Origin of the sequence: Streptomyces sp. LBL (genome assembly GCF_029893585.1) — a bacterium.
Taxonomy (GTDB): Bacteria; Actinomycetota; Actinomycetes; order Streptomycetales; family Streptomycetaceae; genus Streptomyces.
In genome coordinates, this window is record NZ_JARXYX010000024.1 from 1 (window position 1) to 18,745 (window position 18,745).

Annotated in this window: 14 protein-coding genes, 3 tRNA genes and 1 pseudogene; 10 read left to right on the forward strand and 8 right to left on the reverse strand. The window is 68.8% G+C overall.

The window, feature by feature from the left end:
* Window positions 1-523 precede the first annotated feature (523 nt).
* Window positions 524-2,086 carry a site-specific integrase gene (locus tag M2271_RS26810; RefSeq protein WP_280889898.1) on the forward strand — a complete coding sequence of 521 codons (1,563 nt, stop codon included), beginning with the start codon at window positions 524-526 and terminating at the stop codon, window positions 2,084-2,086.
* Window positions 2,087-2,207: 121 nt separating this feature from the next.
* Here M2271_RS26810 and M2271_RS26815 read toward each other — a convergent pair.
* The 3 genes from M2271_RS26815 to M2271_RS26825 all read right to left on the reverse strand — a co-directional run bounded on the left by M2271_RS26815 (window position 2,208) and on the right by M2271_RS26825 (window position 2,614).
* Window positions 2,208-2,284: transfer RNA gene (locus M2271_RS26815), tRNA-Ile, on the reverse strand.
* A gap of 178 nt (window positions 2,285-2,462) precedes the next feature.
* Window positions 2,463-2,535 (reverse strand) — tRNA-Asn (locus tag M2271_RS26820).
* Between the two features lie 6 nt (window positions 2,536-2,541).
* Window positions 2,542-2,614 (reverse strand) — tRNA-Asn (locus M2271_RS26825).
* 157 nt (window positions 2,615-2,771) lie between these two features.
* On the opposite strand from M2271_RS26825, the gene M2271_RS26830 reads away from it, so the two are divergent.
* The 5 genes from M2271_RS26830 to M2271_RS26850 all read left to right on the forward strand — a co-directional run bounded on the left by M2271_RS26830 (window position 2,772) and on the right by M2271_RS26850 (window position 9,935).
* Window positions 2,772-3,077: a YtxH domain-containing protein gene (locus tag M2271_RS26830; protein WP_280889899.1), complete on the forward strand. Its 306-nt coding sequence runs from the start codon at window positions 2,772-2,774 to the stop codon at window positions 3,075-3,077.
* 173 nt (window positions 3,078-3,250) lie between these two features.
* Complete coding sequence (locus tag M2271_RS26835; protein WP_280889900.1) at window positions 3,251-4,705, forward strand: FGGY family carbohydrate kinase; 1,455 nt, start codon at window positions 3,251-3,253, stop codon at window positions 4,703-4,705.
* A 358-nt stretch (window positions 4,706-5,063) separates the two neighbouring features.
* Complete coding sequence (locus M2271_RS26840) at window positions 5,064-6,797, forward strand: ABC transporter ATP-binding protein (RefSeq protein WP_280889901.1); 1,734 nt, start codon at window positions 5,064-5,066, stop codon at window positions 6,795-6,797.
* Entirely contained in the window at window positions 6,797-8,725 is a 1,929-nt protein-coding gene (locus M2271_RS26845) for an ABC transporter ATP-binding protein (RefSeq protein WP_280889902.1), read from the forward strand. The genes M2271_RS26840 and M2271_RS26845 overlap by 1 nt, the downstream gene beginning before the upstream one ends.
* Before the next feature lie 379 nt (window positions 8,726-9,104).
* Window positions 9,105-9,935 (forward strand): IS5 family transposase, encoded by an 831-nt coding sequence (locus tag M2271_RS26850; RefSeq protein WP_280889903.1) that lies wholly within the window; start codon window positions 9,105-9,107, stop codon window positions 9,933-9,935.
* A 789-nt stretch (window positions 9,936-10,724) separates the two neighbouring features.
* On the opposite strand, the gene M2271_RS26855 is transcribed toward M2271_RS26850, so the two are convergent.
* Both M2271_RS26855 and M2271_RS26860 read right to left on the reverse strand, forming a co-directional pair.
* The gene (locus M2271_RS26855; RefSeq protein WP_280889904.1) at window positions 10,725-11,174 is read right to left on the reverse strand and encodes a spore-associated protein; all 450 of its coding nucleotides are present in this window, start codon (window positions 11,172-11,174) and stop codon (window positions 10,725-10,727) included.
* A gap of 155 nt (window positions 11,175-11,329) precedes the next feature.
* Window positions 11,330-11,500: a hypothetical protein gene (locus M2271_RS26860; protein ID WP_280889905.1), complete on the reverse strand. Its 171-nt coding sequence runs from the start codon at window positions 11,498-11,500 to the stop codon at window positions 11,330-11,332.
* 501 nt (window positions 11,501-12,001) lie between these two features.
* Between M2271_RS26860 and M2271_RS26865 the strand changes: the two genes are divergently transcribed.
* The 4 genes and pseudogenes from M2271_RS26865 to M2271_RS26880 form a co-directional block, all read left to right on the forward strand.
* Window positions 12,002-12,112 (forward strand): H-X9-DG-CTERM domain-containing protein, encoded by a 111-nt coding sequence (locus tag M2271_RS26865; protein ID WP_280889906.1) that lies wholly within the window; start codon window positions 12,002-12,004, stop codon window positions 12,110-12,112.
* Window positions 12,109-12,567 carry a hypothetical protein gene (locus M2271_RS26870; protein WP_280889907.1) on the forward strand — a complete coding sequence of 153 codons (459 nt, stop codon included), beginning with the start codon at window positions 12,109-12,111 and terminating at the stop codon, window positions 12,565-12,567. Before M2271_RS26865 ends, M2271_RS26870 begins: the two co-directional genes overlap by 4 nt.
* Before the next feature lie 170 nt (window positions 12,568-12,737).
* Window positions 12,738-13,265 (forward strand): hypothetical protein, encoded by a 528-nt coding sequence (locus M2271_RS26875; protein ID WP_280889908.1) that lies wholly within the window; start codon window positions 12,738-12,740, stop codon window positions 13,263-13,265.
* A gap of 307 nt (window positions 13,266-13,572) precedes the next feature.
* A pseudogene (locus M2271_RS26880) lies at window positions 13,573-13,785 on the forward strand (relaxase domain-containing protein); the annotation flags it as partial.
* Between the two features lie 83 nt (window positions 13,786-13,868).
* Here the strand turns inward: M2271_RS26880 and M2271_RS26885 are convergent.
* The 3 genes from M2271_RS26885 to M2271_RS26895 all read right to left on the reverse strand — a co-directional run bounded on the left by M2271_RS26885 (window position 13,869) and on the right by M2271_RS26895 (window position 18,615).
* Window positions 13,869-15,194: an RNA polymerase sigma factor gene (locus M2271_RS26885; protein ID WP_280889909.1), complete on the reverse strand. Its 1,326-nt coding sequence runs from the start codon at window positions 15,192-15,194 to the stop codon at window positions 13,869-13,871.
* 102 nt (window positions 15,195-15,296) lie between these two features.
* Window positions 15,297-17,201: a DNA primase gene (gene dnaG, locus M2271_RS26890; RefSeq protein WP_280889910.1), complete on the reverse strand. Its 1,905-nt coding sequence runs from the start codon at window positions 17,199-17,201 to the stop codon at window positions 15,297-15,299.
* 148 nt (window positions 17,202-17,349) lie between these two features.
* Window positions 17,350-18,615 carry an FAD-dependent oxidoreductase gene (locus M2271_RS26895; protein ID WP_280889911.1) on the reverse strand — a complete coding sequence of 422 codons (1,266 nt, stop codon included), beginning with the start codon at window positions 18,613-18,615 and terminating at the stop codon, window positions 17,350-17,352.
* Window positions 18,616-18,745 lie beyond the last annotated feature (130 nt).

The window sequence follows — 18,745 nt, forward strand, 5'->3', positions numbered from 1 at the left end:
TCTGCCACCGACACACCCTGACAGCCACACGCTGCCCGGTACAGCACCCGGACGGCGCGTCACGACAGGGCGAACGTTGCCTGATGCGGCACTAGCTGTGGTCCAGGAAGATCGGCGGCCTAAGGGCTACACAGATCACTGCGCTGGTGGCGCCACCCCAAGCACGCGCCAAAGCGCAGCGGTAGGGACTCTCACCGTGCTGCCCAGAGGGAGCGTCTGCACGGGGAAAGACCCCATCTTGATCAAGTTGTAAGCCTTGTGCGTGCCGATCCCAAGCGCCCGCGCAGCCGTCGTGACGTTCACTGTCGGCGGCAGCGCAAGTAGTTCTTCCAGGGTCATCTGGCCCACCCCGGAGTCCGTAGCTACAGAAGCGTCCTTCGTTGTCATTTCCGTTGTCGCGTTCTCCCCCGCGCCAACGTCTCATAAGGATACGCCAACACTGGAGTGTTGGGGCAGGATGGACATCGATTCGACAAGGACCGGCACAGAAGATGCACAAACGAAGGCCACGAAGGGGATAAACATGTTCGACCCCAAGTACTACCGGCGCTGCGCCTGCAAGGCACCGGCCGTCGACGCCGACGGGGCGCCGATACTCGACAACAACGGCTCGCCGAAGCTCCGCATGCTTGAGTCGAGTTGTCCGAAACTGTCACAGAAGGGGCACGGCTCCTGGTACTTCTACTTTGAGCTCGAAGCAGGCGAGGGCGGCAAGCGTCGGCGCCTACGGCGAGGCGGGTTCGCGACGAAGGACGAAGCGAAGGCCAAAGCAGGCGAGGCCTACCGCGACGCCATCGGCGGCACCGACGTACTCAGCAACGCCACGGTCGGTGAGGACCTGCGGTACTGGCTCAAGCGGAAGAAGAGCTTGGCACGCACCACCCGCCACGGCTACGAAGAGCACATCGACCTCTACCTCGAACCGCACCTCGGCCACATCAAGCGGCGCGACCTCAAGCTGCGCCACGTCGAGGCCATGTACGACGCCATCGAGCGTGAGAACGCCGAGCGGCTGCTCCACCACGTCAAGGTCGTCGAGTTACAGGAGGCCCGCGACGCCGCCTACACGGCCTGGGTGCGAGCGGCAGGCAAGAAGGAAGAGCGCCGCGCCACACGCCGGGCCTACCTTGACGCCAACGCCGCGCTGCGCGAGGGCCGCAAAGGCAAGCGCCAGATCACCAGCGCCGCGACGATGCACCGCATCAACGCCACCCTCAGCTCGTTCCTGGGAAGCGGCATCAAGCGGGGTGAGTACTCAACCAACTGGTCTCAACTCGTTGAGCTTCCGGCTGTCAAGCGGCCCAAGCCGCTCGTGTGGACTCCGGAACGGGTCGAGGAGTGGAAGCGGACGAGTGAGAAGCCTGGGCCCGTCATGGTCTGGACCCCAGAGCAAACGGGCCAGTTCCTCGACTTCGTGAGCGACGACCGGCTGTACGCCCTCTGGCACACCTTCATCTTCCTCGGCCAGCGGCGCGGTGAGCTGTGCGCACTGCCCTGGCCAGAAGTCAGCCTCACGGCCCTGTGGATGCGGATCTCCGCACAGATAGTCGAGGTCGCCTACCGGCTGTACGGCGAGCCCCCGAAGTCCGACAGCATCCGCACGATCTCCATGAGCTCCGAGTCAGCCACCGTTCTGCGGGCTTGGAAGATCAAGCAGGACCAGGAGCGCGGCAAGTGGTCCGGCGAGGAGGCCTGGGTGGAGACGAACCGCGTCTTCACGAAGGAGAACGGGGAGCCGTACCACCCGGACTGGATCAGCCGGAGGTTCAAACGCCTGGTGGAGCTGTCCGGACTCCCACCCGTCCGCCTCCATGATCTCCGCCACATCTCCGCCACGCTGTCGCTGCTCGCGAAGAACGACATCAAGGTGGTGCAGGAGCGGCTTGGGCACAGCTCACGCCAAATCACCTCGGACACGTACACCAGCGTGCTGCCTCAGATGATGACGGCCGAGGCGGAGTCGACGATCTCGATGGTGCCTCGCTCGGGCCAGGAGCGCCCTGCGAAGCCCGGGAAGAAGGCCTCGGGAGCGGAGCCGGAGGGCGATGAGGATGGTCCGGATGAGGGATTGTCTCCCGCTGCCTGACCTGCGTCCCCAATGTGTCCCCATGATCATGAAAACATGATCGGGACGGACCGCCAAGGTCCCCAAGTCACCCGGCCCTCCAGCAAAGTTGCTGGTCAAACGGTTCTGCCCGCGCAGCGAGTGGTGGGGCGGGTGGGACTCGAACCCACGGCCGGCGGATTATGAGTCCGCTGCTCTAACCGGCTGAGCTACCGCCCCATAGCGGCGTGTCGCGTACATGTGTGCGCGCCGTCTGCCGCAGCATAGCCGGTCATACGATCTCCCGCCTCGGATGGTCGACTTCGCACGACGTGCACGACGGTGAGGACTGCGTCCCGTCCCGCCCGGTTCCCCCGGACATGAAAAAGGACCCCGACGGGGGTCCTCGTTCAGCATGCTCTCCCGACTGGACTCGAACCAGTAACCTGCCGGTTAACAGCCGGCTGCTCTGCCAATTGAGCTACGGAAGACCGAAGCTCCCCCGACTGGACTCGAACCAGTAACCTGCCGGTTAACAGCCGGCTGCTCTGCCAATTGAGCTACAGGGGAATGCCTCGTTTGCATCGATCGTACCTACCTGGGTATTCGCCAGGGGGCGGACGCTCGCTGCGACACATACATTAGCGCAAGCAGGGGGGTGCTCCGCCAATCGGTTCCCTCCCGGCACCGATGCAGCGCAAGGACCTACGCAGGAAGGGTGGCCGCCATGCGTTACCGGCTCACGTTCGTTGTCGGGCTCGCTCTGGGTTACGTGCTGGGCACGAAGGCCGGCCGCGAGCGCTACGAGCAGTTGAAGAACTCCGCACGCCAGGTCGCACACAACCCCGCAGTCCGCAACACCGCCGAGACGGCCGCCCAGCAGGGCCGCCAGTTCGCGGGCAAGGCGTACCACGCGGTCAGTGACAAGGTCGGTGACCGCGTCCCCGACTCGGTCGCCCAACGAGTCCGCTCCCTCCGCGACCACAACGTGAACGGCGCGGGCGGCGACGACTGGGGCACGAGCAACACGTAGGAGTACCTGTCGACGCCGGGGACGGCGTGCTGCTCAGGCGGGCGGGGCCGTGACGGATGCGGCTCCGCCTCGTCGGCGCGACCAGCCACAACGCACCTGCGCCCCAAGGTCCACACACACCCCCACGTCGCCCACGGCCCGAGCAAGGGTGGCGATACGGCAGAATTTCGGCCATGGGGATAGTCGCCGGGCTGGACAGTTCGCCCGATTTCACTCGTATCGTCGTTTGCGACACGGACACGGGGGCCGTGCTCAGGCAGGGATACGCACCGCATCCGGTGGAGAACACCGACGGCGGTGCGCGGCCTGCCGATGTCGATCCGCAGGCCTGGCTGCTGTCCCTCGGTGAGGCCGCCGGCGGCGGGCTCCTCGAGGGCGTGCAGGCCATCGGGGTGTCCGCGCAGCAGAACGCGGTGGTGCCGCTCGACTCACAGGGCAACACCGTGCGTCCGGCGATGGTCGGCGGGGACAAGCGGGCGCAGGTCGCGGCGGCCGATCTGGTCGACGCGCTCGGCGGACGTGAGGCCTGGGCGCAGGCGGTGGGCTGTGTGCCGCAGGCCGCGCAGCCGGTGACGAAGCTGCGCTGGCTCGCGAAGACCGAACCCGAGGCCGCCCAGCGCACCGCCGTGCTGCTGCAGGCCCATGACTGGCTGGTCTGGCAGCTGCTGGGCCGGCCGGTGCGCAGGACCACCGACCGGGGCGGTGCCTCCGGGACCGGGTACTGGTCGGCGGCCACCGGCGGCTACCGGCCCGACCTGCTGGAGCTGGCGCTCGGTCACCAGGCGATGCTGCCCGAGGTGATCGGTCCCGCAGAAGCGGCGGGAACGACACCGGAGGGGCTGCTGATCTCCGCGGGGACCGGCGAGACGATGGCCGCGGCCTTCGGGCTGGGGCTCGGGCTCGGGGACGCCGTGGTGTCGCTCGGCGCGTCCGGGTCGGTGATGGCGGTGCATCCCGAGGCGCTGGTCGACAACACCGGGATGATCACGTCTTTGGCCGACGCGACCGGTATGCATCTGCCCGTCGTCACCACGCTGAACGCCGTACGAACACTGCGCGGCGCCGCCGAGATGCTCGGACTGCCCGACCTGGAGAGCCTGTCCGACCTGGCGATGAAGTCGACGCCGGGGGCCCACGGGCTCGTACTCCTGCCCTATCTGGAGGGTGAGCGGACGCCGAGTCTCCCGCATGCCGCCGGGACGCTGTCCGGCCTGCGGCGGGAGTCGATGAAGGGGGAGCATCTGGCGCGGGCCGCCTTCGAGGGAATGCTGTGCGGGCTCGCGGACGCGCTCGACGTGCTGCGCGGCCGGGGTGTGGACGTGCGGCGGATCTTCCTGCTCGGGCAGGCCGCCGAGCTGCCCGCTGTCCAGGCCGCGGCGCCCGCGTTGTTCGGGGTACAGGTCGTCGTACCGCAGCCCTCGGACTACGCGGCGATCGGTGCCGCCCGGCAGGCTGCCTGGGCGCTCGGAGTGTCGCAGGGCACGCTCGACCCACGCACCCCGCCGGCCTGGCAGGGCGCGGCCGCGCAGGTGCTGGATCCCGGCGAGGAGCTGGCGGTGGGACAGGCGGTACGGCAGCAGTTCGTGGCGGTGCGGGAGCAGACGCATCCGGGGACGTTCCGGGCGTAGGGGTGGGGTTGTGGGGTTGTGGGGTAGTGCCAGTGGCGCCACTGGCCTACCCCACTGGCCCAAGGACGGGCGGGGCATTGGGGACTTGCGGGCATCGCGGGCATCGCGGGGTCGCAGGCCGCACGGGAGCCGCGGCATCGCGGGCACCCCGAGGTCGCGGGCGCCCCGGGAGCCGCGGGCATCGCGGGCACCCCGGCGTCGCGGAAGGTAAGGGTCCGGTAGGAGCCGTGCCCGTAAGGTCGTACGAGGCACCGCTGTCGGCTTAATCGGTTGAGGTAACACCGGTGGAGTGTTCGACGATAGGGGCCAGGGGCAACCGACCAACCCCGCCCCCACCGCCGACTCCGAGAGACCAAGCGTGCTCATACGACTTCTGCGGACCTATCTCAGGCCCTACAGGAAACCCATCGCCCTGCTGGTGCTGCTGCAGCTTCTGCAGACCTGCGCCACCCTCTACCTGCCCACTCTCAACGCGGACATCATCGACAACGGTGTCGTGAAGGGGGACACCGGCTACATCCTCAGCTTCGGCGCCCTGATGATCGGCATCTCGCTGGTGCAGGTCGTGTGCAACATCGGTGCCGTGTACTACGGCGCCCGGACCGCCTCGGCGCTCGGCCGGGACGTACGGGGCGCCGTGTTCGACCGGGTGCAGTCCTTCTCGGCCCGCGAGGTCGGCCAGTTCGGAGCGCCCTCGCTGATCACCCGTACGACCAATGACGTGCAGCAGGTCCAGATGCTGGCCCTGATGACGTTCACCCTGATGGTGTCGGCGCCCATCATGTGTGTGGGCGGTATCGTGCTGGCGCTCGGGCTGGACGTGCCGCTGTCCGGGGTGCTGGTCGCCGTCGTACCGGTGATGGGCATCTGTGTGACATTGATCATTCGCCGGCTGCGTCCGCTGTTCCGTTCCATGCAGGTGCGGCTGGACACGGTGAACCGGGTGCTGCGCGAGCAGATCACCGGCAACCGGGTCATCCGGGCGTTCGTGCGCGACGAGTACGAGCAGCAGCGCTTCCGGAAGGCCAACGCCGACCTGACCGCCATGTCCGTCGGCACCGGCAACCTGCTGGCGCTGATGTTCCCCATGGTGATGACGGTGGTGAACCTGTCGTCGATCGCCGTGGTGTGGTTCGGCGCGCACCGGATCGACAGCGGGCAGATGCAGATCGGCGACCTGACCGCGTTCCTCGCCTATCTGATGCAGATCGTGATGTCCGTGATGATGGCCACCTTCATGTTCATGATGGTGCCGCGCGCGGAGGTCTGCGCCGAGCGCATCGAGGAGGTGCTGGACACCTCGTCGAGCGTGGTACCGCCGAAGGACCCGGTTCGGGAACTGCGCCGGCACGGTCATCTGGAGATCCGCGGTGCCGGGTTCCGGTACCCGGGCGCCGAGGAGCCGGTGCTGAAGTCGATCGACCTGGTCGCCCTGCCCGGTGAGACGACCGCCGTGATCGGTTCGACCGGCAGCGGCAAGTCCACGCTGCTGGGGCTGGTGCCCAGACTGGTCGACGCGACCGACGGGGAGGTGCTCGTCGACGGGGTGTCAGTGGCGACCATCGAGCCCCGACTGCTGGCGAGGACGGTCGGGATGGTGCCGCAGAAGCCGTATCTGTTCGCGGGCACGGTCGCCACCAACCTGCGCTACGGCAACCCGGACGCGACGGACGAGGAGCTCTGGGACGCGCTGGAGGTGGCGCAGGCCAAGGGCTTCGTGGAGGGGCTGGAGGGCGGGCTCGACGCGCCGATCGCGCAGGGCGGGACCAATGTCTCCGGCGGACAGCGGCAGCGGCTCGCCATCGCCCGCACCCTGGTGCAGCGGCCGGAGATCTACCTCTTCGACGACTCCTTCTCCGCGCTCGACTACGCCACCGACGCGGCCCTGCGGGCGGCGCTCGCCCTGGAGACCGCCGAGGCGACGGTGGTGATCGTCGCCCAGCGGGTGTCGACCATCCGGGACGCCGACCGGATCGTCGTCCTCGACGAGGGCCGGGTCGTCGGCACCGGCACCCACCACGACCTGATGGCGGACAACGAGACCTACCGGGAGATCGTGCTCTCCCAACTCACGGAAGCGGAGGCTGCCTGATGGCAGGGCCGGCGGGGCGGATGATGGCCGGGACGGGTCCCGACCAGCGTTCGATGGACTTCAAGGGGTCGGGGAAACGACTCATCGGTCAGTTCAGGCCTGAGCGGCTGACCATCTACGCGCTGCTGTTCTGCGTGGTCGTCAGCGTCGGGCTGTCGGTGGTGGGGCCGAAGATCCTCGGCAGGGCCACCGACCTGGTCTTCTCGGGGATCATCGGACGGCAGATGCCGGCCGGGGCCACCAAGGAGGAGGTCCTGCGGTCCATGCGGGAGCGGGGCGAGGGCTCCGTCGCCGACATGCTCCGCAGTACGGACTTCACCCCCGGCAAGGGCATCGACTTCGGTGCCGTCGGCAAGGTGCTGCTGGTGGCGGTGGTCGTGTTCATGATCGCCGGTCTGCTGATGGCGGTGGCCACCCGGCTGGTGAACCGGGCGGTCAACCGGACCATGTTCCGGATGCGCGAGGACGTGCAGACGAAGCTGTCCCGGCTGCCGCTGTCGTACTTCGACAAGCGGCAGCGCGGCGAGGTGCTCAGCCGGGCCACCAACGACATCGACAACATCGGGCAGACGCTCCAGCAGTCGATGGGCCAGCTGATCAACTCGGTGCTGACCATCATCGGCGTGCTGGTGATGATGTTCTGGGTGTCGTGGATTCTGGCGCTGGTCGCCCTCGTCACCGTGCCACTGTCGTTCGTCGTCGCCACCCGGGTCGGCAAGCGCTCGCAGCCGCATTTCGTGCAGCAGTGGCGCACCACCGGCAAACTCAACGCGCACGTCGAGGAGATGTACACCGGGCACGCCCTGGTGAAGGTGTTCGGGCGGCAGGACGAGTCGGCCGAGCGGTTCGCCGAGCAGAACGACGCGCTGTACGAGGCCGGGTTCAAGGCGCAGTTCAACAGCGGGGTCATGCAGCCGCTGATGATGTTCGTGTCCAACCTGAACTACGTGCTGGTCGCAGTCGTCGGCGGACTGCGGGTGGCTTCGGGCTCCCTGTCCATCGGCGATGTGCAGGCCTTCATCCAGTACTCGCGGCAGTTCTCGATGCCGCTGACCCAGGTCGCGTCGATGGCGAACCTGGTGCAGTCGGGCGTCGCCTCGGCCGAGCGGATCTTCGAACTCCTGGACGCGGAGGAGCAGGAGGCGGATCCGGTGCCGGGCGTACGGCCGGAGGAACTGCGTGGGCGGGTGGCGCTGGAGCACGTGCAGTTCCGCTACGAGCCCGACAAGCCGCTCATCGAGGATCTGTCGCTGAAGGTGGAGCCCGGGCACACGGTCGCGATCGTCGGCCCGACGGGAGCGGGCAAGACCACCCTGGTCAACCTGCTCATGCGGTTCTACGACGTCTCCGGCGGGCGCATCACCCTCGACGGCGTCGACATCGCGCGGATGTCCCGGGACGAACTGCGGGCCGGGATCGGCATGGTCCTCCAGGACACCTGGCTGTTCGGCGGCACGATCGCGGAGAACATCGCGTACGGCGCCGCACGGGACGTCACCCGCGGGGAGATCGAGGAGGCGGCGCGGGCGGCCCACGCGGACCGGTTCGTCCGGACGCTGCCCGACGGCTACGACACCGTGATCGACGACGAGGGCAGCGGGGTCAGCGCCGGTGAGAAGCAGCTCATCACCATCGCGCGGGCCTTCCTGTCCGACCCGGTGATCCTGGTGCTCGACGAGGCGACGAGTTCCGTCGACACCCGCACCGAGGTGCTGATCCAGAAGGCGATGGCGAAACTCGCGCACGGGCGGACGTCGTTCGTGATCGCGCACCGGCTGTCGACGATCCGGGACGCGGACACGATCCTGGTGATGGAGAACGGGGCGATCGTCGAGCAGGGCACGCACACCGATCTGCTGGCGGCCGACGGGGCATACGCACGGTTGTACAAGGCGCAGTTCGCTCAGGCGGTGGCGGAGGTGGACTGAGCCGTCGCGCGGGCCGTCACGCGGGCCGTCGCGCGGGCGCCTGGGCAGGGACTGGGGCTGTGCCCGAGGCTGGGGCTGGGGCTGGGGCTGGGGCTGGGCCCCAGACCCGGTGAGTGCGTTGTGGCAAACCGGATCTTGTTCGAGCGGCAGCGGGTGATCATCTGGACAGAGGTACGGGGGAGGCCACGGGCATGAAAGAACGGGCCCCTTGGTAGTGACGCGGTTACGACACCCAGCACGACCAAGGAAGCCCGTTGCCCGATCAGTTGAGCATTACCACCGTGCCTGCGTCCACGCGGTCACCCCTGGGTGTGACTGCTACGTGCACCGGTTCGGTTCGCTCGCTCCGGGACGGCGGGCAGGCTGCTATCCGAGTGACATGACGGATGCGGAGTGGGCCGAGGTCCGCGCCGCGATGCCGGTGCCGGCCTGGCTCCTCAAGCGGGGTGGGCGTCCGGAGGCGTTTTGCCACCGCGAGATGCTTGACGCGGTGCGCTACCTGGTCGACAACGGCGTGAAGTGGACGGCTCTGCCGGTCGATTTCCCGTACTGGCGGGCGGTCTACGACTTCTTCCGCCGCTGGCGGGCCTACGACTATGCGCGTGAACTGTACGAACGCCTGCGACGTTCGGCGAGGGAGCGCGCAGGCCGCAACGCCGAGCCCAGTGGCGGGATCATCGACAGTCAGTCGGTGGACGCCTCCGAGACCGTCGGCGAGGACAGTCGCGGATACGACGGCGGCAAGTCACGTGACGGGCGCAAGCGTCACATCCTGACCGACACCGAGGGCCTGCTCCTGGAGGTGACCGTGACCACGGCCGATGTGCACGACTCCAAGGCCGCCCCCGCGCTGCTGGAGACGTTCATGCAGCAGCCGGGCCGGCTGCTGCAACTGGTGTGGGTCGACAACGCCTACCAGGGTCCGGCGCTGGCGAAGGCGTTCGCCCGTCACGGAGTCCGGATCGAGGTAGTGCGTCGATCCGATGGGCAACGCGGATTTGTCGTACTGGCCCGCAGGTGGGTCGTGGAGCGAACGCTGAGCTGGCTCTCCCGCTCACGCCGCCTCAACCGCGACCACGAACGCCGCCCCGATCACCACGCCCAGATGGTGTGGTGGGCAGCCACGATCAGGCTGTCGCGCCAGTTGGCCGGCGATGCCCCGCGCTGGCCGGAGAAGCGTCCCGGCCGACGGCCCCGGGCTCAGGCATGAACCGTCCGTTCTTCTCCCGCAGCAGCCAGCCCCCTTCTCCAGCGCGTAGGCACGGTGCCGGATCTTCTCCACCTCGTTCTTGATCTCCGCTTCCCGGCCCACCGCCCGCGTCAGCTCCACTCCGTTCACCGGCCCCGAAGCGGCCACCACCGCGGCGAACACCTCCCGATAGAGGCCGCTGAGCACCTCCTCGCCCATGCCCGACCACCACACCAGCGGCCGCTCACCATGCCCCGCGCCCGGGCCGCCCGATCCCACGGCGGCAGCCATCTCACCACCGGACGGCACGGAAACCGGCGTATTCACCGGGCTCTCCTCGGCCAGCACCGACACGAGCTCCTCACACCCCACCCGGGCCCGCTCGACCCGCTCCCGCGCGGCATCCACCTCCGCCTGAGCCTGCTCCAGGACCTCCGTCCAGGACCTCCGTCCAGAACTCCAGATCCTGCCTCGCCCGCGCCTCACGCCGTTCCATCAACCCCAGCACCGACGGCATCGCACCCTCCTCGATCCACAACAAGCCGTCCGCTGCCTGCCCCTACCTCAGGGCGATCATGCCCCGCACACGAAGAAGCCCCTGCTCATCGAACAGGGACTCCCTTTGCCGCAACGCACTTCAGATCTTGACCAACACATAGGGCCCCCGCCGTCACGACGAGATCCCGCGCCACCTGCCGCTCAGGGACGCCTTCCCCCGTGACCGGTAGCGGCAAGGTCCGCATGCGAGGAACTGAGGGAGGCGGCGCGGAAACTCACGGCCATGTGACCAATCGGGTCAGATGAGCCTGGTCAGCGGATTTCCGTGACCCGGTGCTCCTTCAGGGTGGCGCAGTTGGAGTTTTCGACCGACACGTACACGTTGTCGATGCTGCCGCCCCAGCTCACACAGTGGCCCTTGCCGTAGATGTAGATCGGCCCCGCGTACGAGGTGTAGTTCCCGGAGTCTTCGGCCGAGTCGCCGGTGTCGGGGACATAGACGTACGCGGCCATGAGCTTGGCCGTGCCGGGGTTGGCGCGGATGGTCGCGACGCAGTTCTTGCCGTTGGAGGAGTTGTACGTCAGGTAGACGGTGCCCAGCGAGCCGACAGGTGCCGAGTTCACGGTCTTGTAGGCGCTGCCGCAGACGCCCTGCGGTGTGACGTTGGGTGCGGCGGAGGCGGTCGTGGCCAACGCGGTCGTGGCACCCACCGCCAGAGCAGCTAACGCTCCAACGGTCGCGGCATTACGTGTAAATCTCATATTTCCCCCTTGTGCCTTTGAGAGTGGTTACTCCCAGTTGATGAGACCTTCGATCGTCACGGATGGTTGCACCGGGTGCACGCTGAGATCTCGAACGGCCGAATCCGGACCATTGCGTCCATCGCGGGAGCCCGTGTCGATCAGGCGCGCGGCGATCAGGATGGGGCCGTCAGGCGGAGGGTGAGCGAAGGCAGTAGGACGTCCCCGGGCCAGAGATCCTGCTCGGCCACACGGCTGATGACCATGCCGACCTCGGCCAGGGCGGCGGCATGCTCCGCCGGTCCGTAGACGATGAACTCATCAGCTGCGGTATCGAAGGCGGGCACGCGGGTCCGTCTGAGGCTGAGGTCATCGCACTGGTCACTCACGCACACCGCCTCCACCGACAGGGGTGCCTTGAGGCGGCCGTCAGCGTTCCGACGGATACGTGCGCCCGCCGGGCAGGTGGGGGTGTGGCCGACCGTGCGGGGGAAGCGGGGTACCGGAAGAGTGACCGGCCACCCGCTGCAGGGGGTGAAGTGCAGTGAGGAAGGGTGCGACAAGCCGCCTGTTCCGCGCAAGGACCGCCTCACCGAACCTCTCCCGGCCGCCACATAGCCCGGTGGCGAGAGCGGCTCAGGGATCCTGCCATGCCGGACCCCCTGGAATGGAAGGCTCGAACGGCAGCCCGCAGGGGGAGCGCCAACCCGAAGGAAGGCGTGTCGCCGTGTGCGGGATCAAGGCCGTTCTGCGCGAATCTGTCCCACGCCCGGCTGAGATGCGGCAACGTCATCCCTGTACACCCGCACCGGGCGTACAAGTAGGAAACGGACGGCTGGAGGGGCGTCATGAGCGAGCGGGAGACATGGACGACGGAAGAGTTCGGCTCATCTCACACCGGGTCGGTCGGTGTGCTCCTGGCCGACGGCAGCGTTCGCCTGAGATCTTCATCCCCATGATGAGCTCAAGCGGCGGGCACAAGGTGTCGCAGTGGAGCATCTACGACGGCGGCCTGGGACACGGGCCGCGCGCGGCCGCACTGCGCGCGGTGTGCTCCTGCGGCTGGACCGGGCCGGAGCAGCAACTCGACTGGGATGAGATCGGAGACGGGCAATTGGCTGAGGCGGCCCGGGCGACGGCGGACACGTGCCCCCTGGATTGGGACGCACACACGGAGGACGTGGAGCGTTCCGCGATCCCTCTGCCGGAGACGGTGGGTGCCCTGCTGGAACAGTTGCGTGCAGAGCTCGAGAAGCTGGAGAGGACCTCACCGCTGGCGGCTCTGCGTGCCGCCCGCCGGCTGGAGGTGACGGCGGTTGAGGTCGGGTACTGGGCGGCCCACAATGGCCGACGGGACGCGACGGTCGAACAGGTCGCTGCCGCCCTGGGTACCTACGGTGGCGAGTCGGCATGACACGAACGCCGCCTCGCCGCTGTCGCAGCGCCCACGCCGCCCGCGACCCAGTCCGGCCAAGGCTCAAGCTGGTGGCTTGAGCTTCGGGGCCCCTCTCGCCGGGCATTGAACCGTCCAGGGCTTCAAGAACCGGGGGAAGTGTTGTGCGTGAACGGGACAAGGCGTTGGCCATGGGGAAAGACGCCGACTACGGCAGCTACGTGAGGTTCGCGTGCCCTGCCTATTCGCACGCCTGGGGCTTCTTCGGGCTCCTTGGCGTATTCCAGGGGTGGGGCACCACGGTCGATCTCGTGCACATCTTCAAGGGGGAGGGTGGCTGGTTGCACGGCTGGTTCGCCCCGCTCAGCGGACTCTGGACCGTGTTCCTGATCGGCTGCTGTTTCGTGTCCCGGTACGAGCGGCGCACGGGCGGCCCCACCCCCCGGCTGTACTGCTTCCAGCTCGGAGTCGTGGTGGCCACCGGCGACGTCCTGCGGGCCTATCGCTGGACCGAGCTCACCATTCACCGCAAGAAATGGCGGAGCGGGAGCGGGGAGAGTGCCGACTGGGGAACTCGCATAACCGTGATGGCGCGGGACGGCAGTGTGGTTGTCGTGTTCCCAGGGAACGAGCCTGACGGCGCCGGTTGCTTGGAGATGGAGAAGCTCCACGAGGCGGCGGTGCGCGGACCCGGGGAACCCAGGCCCGCGACGTCGTGATGGGGGAGCCGCGCCGGTCATGTCATCAACTGTCCGTCGCCTTCACTCCGCCCACGAACGCCGACCATTAATGTCGCGCGCGACAACGAGCGGCACTTTTGCCGAGGCCGTCTGCATCCCGGGTTCGGCTGGCAGGACGGCCCGCCTGACGGGCGCCACGGTAAAGACTTGGTGATGTCCTCCCGCCCGACGGGAAGGACCCCAGATCGCGCTTTTTCGCAGGTCACCGTCGGGCTTCCATGGGGCGATGATCAGCATGTCGGAGGTTCGCCCGGGTAACGGGTGGCGCTATCTCTTCCGCGGCGTGATGGTCGGCGACGGCCACCGCCCTGCGGGCAAGCCGCTGCGCGCTGCCCAGGACGAAGCGGGTGTCCCGCCCGGCGTCTGGAAGGGCCGGGGCTTGGCCGCGGTCGGCCTCACCGCCGGGGATGTGGTGACCGAGCGGCAGGCCGAACTGCTCCTGGGGGAAGGCCGGCACCCGGACGCAGACCGGATCGAGCGTGAGCGCCTGGCGGAGGGTAAGTGCTGCGGCTGTGCCCCGGACCGGGTGGGTGGGTGCGCGTACCCCGTGCTTGCCCGGTGCTGCAGCGGCACCCTGTCTGTTCAGTCCAGGTAACCCCTGAGCTGGTCCGCGCAGGTGTGGTCACGGAGTTTGTTCAGGGTCTTCGACTCGATCTGGCGGATCCGTTCCCTCGTCACGCCGAAGATGCGGCCTATCTCCTCCAGGGTGCGCGGGCGGCCGTCCGCCAGTCCGTAGCGGAGTTGGACGACCTTGCGCTCGCGCTCGCCGAGGGTGGAGAGGACCGCCTCCAGGTGTTCCCTGAGCAGCATGAACGCGGCCGACTCGACGGGGCTGGCCGCGTCGCCGTCCTCGATGAGGTCGCCGAAGGCGACGTCGTCCTCCTCCCCCACGGGCGCGTGCAGGGAGACGGGTTCCTGGGCCAGGCGCAGGACCTCGCTGACGCGCTCCGGCGTCAGGTCCAGGTACGCGGCGACGTCTTCCGGCGTCGGTTCGTAGCCCCGCTCCTGCAACATCCGGCGCTGGACGCGGACCACCCGGTTGATCAGCTCGACCACATGGACCGGGACGCGGATGGTGCGGGCCTGGTCGGCGAGGGCGCGGGACATGGCCTGACGGATCCACCAGGTGGCGTACGTCGAGAACTTGTAGCCGCGGGCGTAGTCGAACTTCTCCACCGCCCGGATCAGGCCCAGGTTGCCCTCCTGGACCAGGTCGAGCATGGTCAGGCCGCGGCCGACGTACCGTTTGGCCACGGACACGACCAGCCGCAGGTTCGCCTCGATGAGGCGGCGCTTGGCCATCCGGCCCCTGACGACCAGCTTGTCCAGGTCGAGGGCGATCTGGCTGTCCAGGTCGGGGGCGGTGCTGAGCTTCTCCTCGGCGAACAGGCCGGCCTCGACCCGGCGGGCGAGGTCGACCTCCTCGGCCGCGGTGAGCAGCGGGATGCGGCCGATCTCTCGCAGGTACTGGCGGAACAGGTCCGAGGAAGGTCCGCTGGTGTCGGCCTTGGCACGGGCCGGTTCGGGGGGCTCGGGGGGCTCGGGGGACTCGACGGGCTCCGACTCCGGGGCGTCGGCGGTCTCGACCGCGTCCGTGGGCGGTTCCTCGAACTCGGACCGGGCCTCCGGCTCCGCCTCGGGGTGGTGCACGGCACGATTCTGCGGCGGGACCGCCGCGAGTACGTCGGTCTCCGTATCCGGTTCCGTGTCGTCCGTACCGATGTCGGTCAGGGTCTGGGTCTGCACGGGGGCGACCTCCAGGATGATCGCTGCTGAGGTGTGCGGCAGCGGTACTTCGGGGGCGGAGTCGGCGGCCTCGCCGCTGTCCGTCCCGTACGCGATGAGCGGAACCGCGGGGGTGTGGAATCCGTTGAGGACGGATCGGCCGCGCTCCGAGGACTCAGGCACCGCAACCCAGTGTGGAGTACGACGCATCGCCGCCACGAGGGGCGTGCGGTGACTTTTTGAGGCCGACCCGTGACCGCGCGGTTACCCGTCGCGACGATCGGCTCAGAGCGCGGCGGCTCCGTGCTCGCGTAGTGCCTGGTCGTACTGCTGGAGTACCCACAATTCGTTCTGTACCGCAGCCGACTGGGCCGGGTCTCGGTGCGTGTCGAGGCGGGTCAGGCTGGACTGGATGTCCCGGATGCGGCGCTCGACCGCGCGGCGGCGGACCGTGACGAGCTGGTCGCCCGCATAGTTCTCGTCGACCGTCTTGCGCATGATCGCCTCGACCGCGAGCTCCGTGACCATCGCGCGGACGGTGTTGTCGGGGGCCACGTCGCGGACCCGGATCAGGTATTCCTGGGAGTCCCCGACGCCGAACTCCGCGCCGCCCGCGTCCATGATCGCCTGGCGTACGGCCGCGTAGGGCGCGGCGGTGAACTCGTCGAGGCCGTACGCGTCGAACGCCGGGGAGACCAGCTCGGGCCGCTGGAGGGCGAGCTTGAGGAGTTCACGCTCGGTGGCGTAGACCGGGTTGCGGAGGTTGAGCGCCGGGCCGGACGGGAGGGCGCGCGGGACGGCGTCGTACTGCCGCTGCCCGTTGGTCGCCGTCGGCGCCGGGCCCTTGCCGCCGCGGTCGCGGGCCCAGCGGGCCAGTTGGGCCACCCGCTTGACCACGAACTGGGTGTCGAGGATGCCGAGCATGCCGGCGAGCTGCACGGCGACCTCGTGCTGGGCGCCGGTGTTCTTGATGCGGGCGACGATCGGGGCGGCCTCGTCCAGGGCGGCGGCGCGGCCGGCGGGGGTGTCCAGGTCGTAGCGGAGGACGATCTGGCGCAGGGCGAACTCGAAGAGCGGGGTGCGGGGTTCGACCAGGTCGGCGACCGCGTCGTCGCCCTTGGCGAGGCGGAGGTCGCAGGGGTCCATGTTGTCGGGGGCGATGGCGATGTACGTCTCGGCGGCGAACTTCTGGTCGTCCTCGAAGGCGCGCAGGGCCGCCTTCTGGCCGGCCGCGTCACCGTCGAAGGTGAAGATCACGCGGGCCGAGCCGTTGTCCATGAGGAGACGGCGGAGGATCTTGATGTGGTCGCTGCCGAAGGCCGTACCGCAGGTCGCGATGGCCGTCGTCACGCCGGCCAGGTGGCAGGCCATGACGTCGGTGTAGCCCTCGACCACGACCGCGCGGCTGGACTTGGCGATGTCCTTCTTCGCCAGGTCGATGCCGTAGAGGACCTGGGACTTCCGGTAGATCGCGGTGTCGGGCGTGTTGAGGTATTTGGGGCCGTTGTCCGACTCGTAGAGCTTGCGGGCGCCGAAGCCGACGACCTCGCCGCCGATGTCGCGGATCGGCCACATCAAACGGCCGCGGAAGCGGTCGATGGGGCCGCGGCGGCCCTCCTGGGAGAGGCCGGAGAGGAGGATCTCCTTGTCGCTGAAGCCCTTGCCGCGGAGATGGCGGGTGAGGTGGTCCCAGCCCTGGGGGCTGTAACCGACGGAGAAGTGTTCGGCGGCGGCCTGGTCGAAGCCGCGCTCGGCGAGGAACGTGCGGCCGGCGTCGGCCTCCGGGCTGGTGGCCAGCTGCTCCATGTACCACTGCGCGGCGGTCTTGTGGGCCTCGACCAGACGGATCCGCTCACCGCGCTGGTGGGAGGGGTTGTACCCGCCCTCCTCGTACCGCAGGGTGATGCCGGCCTGGGCGGCGAGGCGCTCGACCGACTCGGAGAAGGAGAGGTGGTCGACCTTCATCACGAACGTGATGGTGTCGCCGCCCTCCTGGCAGCCGAAGCAGTGGAAGAGCCCCTTGCTCGGGCTGACCTGGAAGGACGGCGACTTCTCGTCGTGGAACGGGCACAGCCCCTTGAGGTTGCCGCCGCCCGCGTTGCGCAGCTGGAGGTACTCGGACACCACGGCGTCGATCGGGACCGCGTCCCGTACCGCCTTCACGTCCTCGTCGTTGATCCGTCCTGCCACGCGGTGATTCTACGGGGCGGAACTGACACTCACGGGCGAGGTGACCGGCCCGGGCCGAGGGTCCGGCCCGCCGCGCAGCGGCCTGGGGTACAGCGCCCCCGGGAATTGCGGCACGGGTGCGGTGTGACAGTCGATCACCGTCGTCGGGTCACGGGGCGAGGCCGCCGAGCGGGACACGCGGATTCGCGAGTGCCTCGGTGTCCACTTGCGCCTTGGTGCGAATCAGCTGCTGGATGGGCTCTGTGACGTCCCACACGTTCACGTTCATCCCGGCCAGCACCCGGTTCTCCTTCACCCAGAACGCGATGAACTCACGCTTTCCCGCGTCTCCGCGGATCACCACTTCGTCGTACGTCCCCGGGGGCGCCCAGCCGGAGTACTCCATGCCCATGTCGTACTGGTCGGAGAAGAAATAGGGCACGCGGTCGTAGGCGAGGTCCCGGCCGAGCATCGCGCGGGCCGCCGCGGGGCCGCCGTTGAGGGCGTTCGCCCAGTGTTCGACGCGCAGCCGGCTGTCGAAGATGGAGTGGTGGAAGGAGGCCACGTCACCGGCCGCGAAGATGTCGGGGTCGGAGGTGCGCAGCCGGGCGTCGACCGCGATGCCGCCGCCGTGGGCGCGGTCGGCCAGCTCCAGACCCGCCGCCTCCGCGAGAGCCGTCCGCGGGGCCGCGCCGACCGCCGCGAGGACGTCGTGCGCGGGGTGCTCCTCGCCGTCGTCGGTGCGGGCCGCGAGGACCATGCCGTCCTGGCCGACGATCTCGGTCAGCCGCGCGCCGAAGTGGAAACGGACACCGTGCTCGCGGTGCAGCTCGGCGAAGAGCTGGCCGAGCTCCGGGCCGAGGATCGCGTGCAGCGGGGTCGGCTCGGGCTCGACGACGGTGACCTCGGCGCCGTACTCACGGGCCGCCGCCGCGACCTCCAGGCCGATCCAGCCGGCGCCCGCGATCACGAGGTGGCCGTTGTCCCTGCCCAGGGCGGCGAGGACGCCTTTGAGGCGTTCGGCGTGGGCGAGGCGGCGCAGATGGTGGACGCCCGCGAGGTCCGTGCCCGGGATGTCGAGGCGGCGGGGCTCGGCGCCCGTCGCGAGGAGCAGCTTGTCGTAGCGGACCAGGGTGCCGTCCTCGCCGAAGCGGACCGTCTTCGCCGTACGGTCGACGGCGTCGACGGTCTGGCCGAGGTGCAGCTCGATGTCGTTGCGGGCGTACCAGGCGGGTTCGTGCACGAAGACGCTGTCGCGTTCGTCCTTGCCGAGCAGGTAGCCCTTGGACAGCGGCGGGCGCTCGTACGGGTGGTCGCGTTCGTCGCAGATCAGTATCACGCGGCCGGTGAAGCCCTCCGCTCGGAGCGTCTCGGCCGCCTTCGCGCCGGCGAGACCGCCTCCGACGATGACGAATGTCTGATCCGCGTCGACCACGTGATGCCTCCTCGTATACGTACCGCCACATGCGAGCGTCCCGCACCGGAGCGTGATGCGGGAAGAGGGAGGGATCCGGCCAGGCTGCGGAATGTCACATTTAGGCCCGTTTCAGATCACTCCCGCCGCA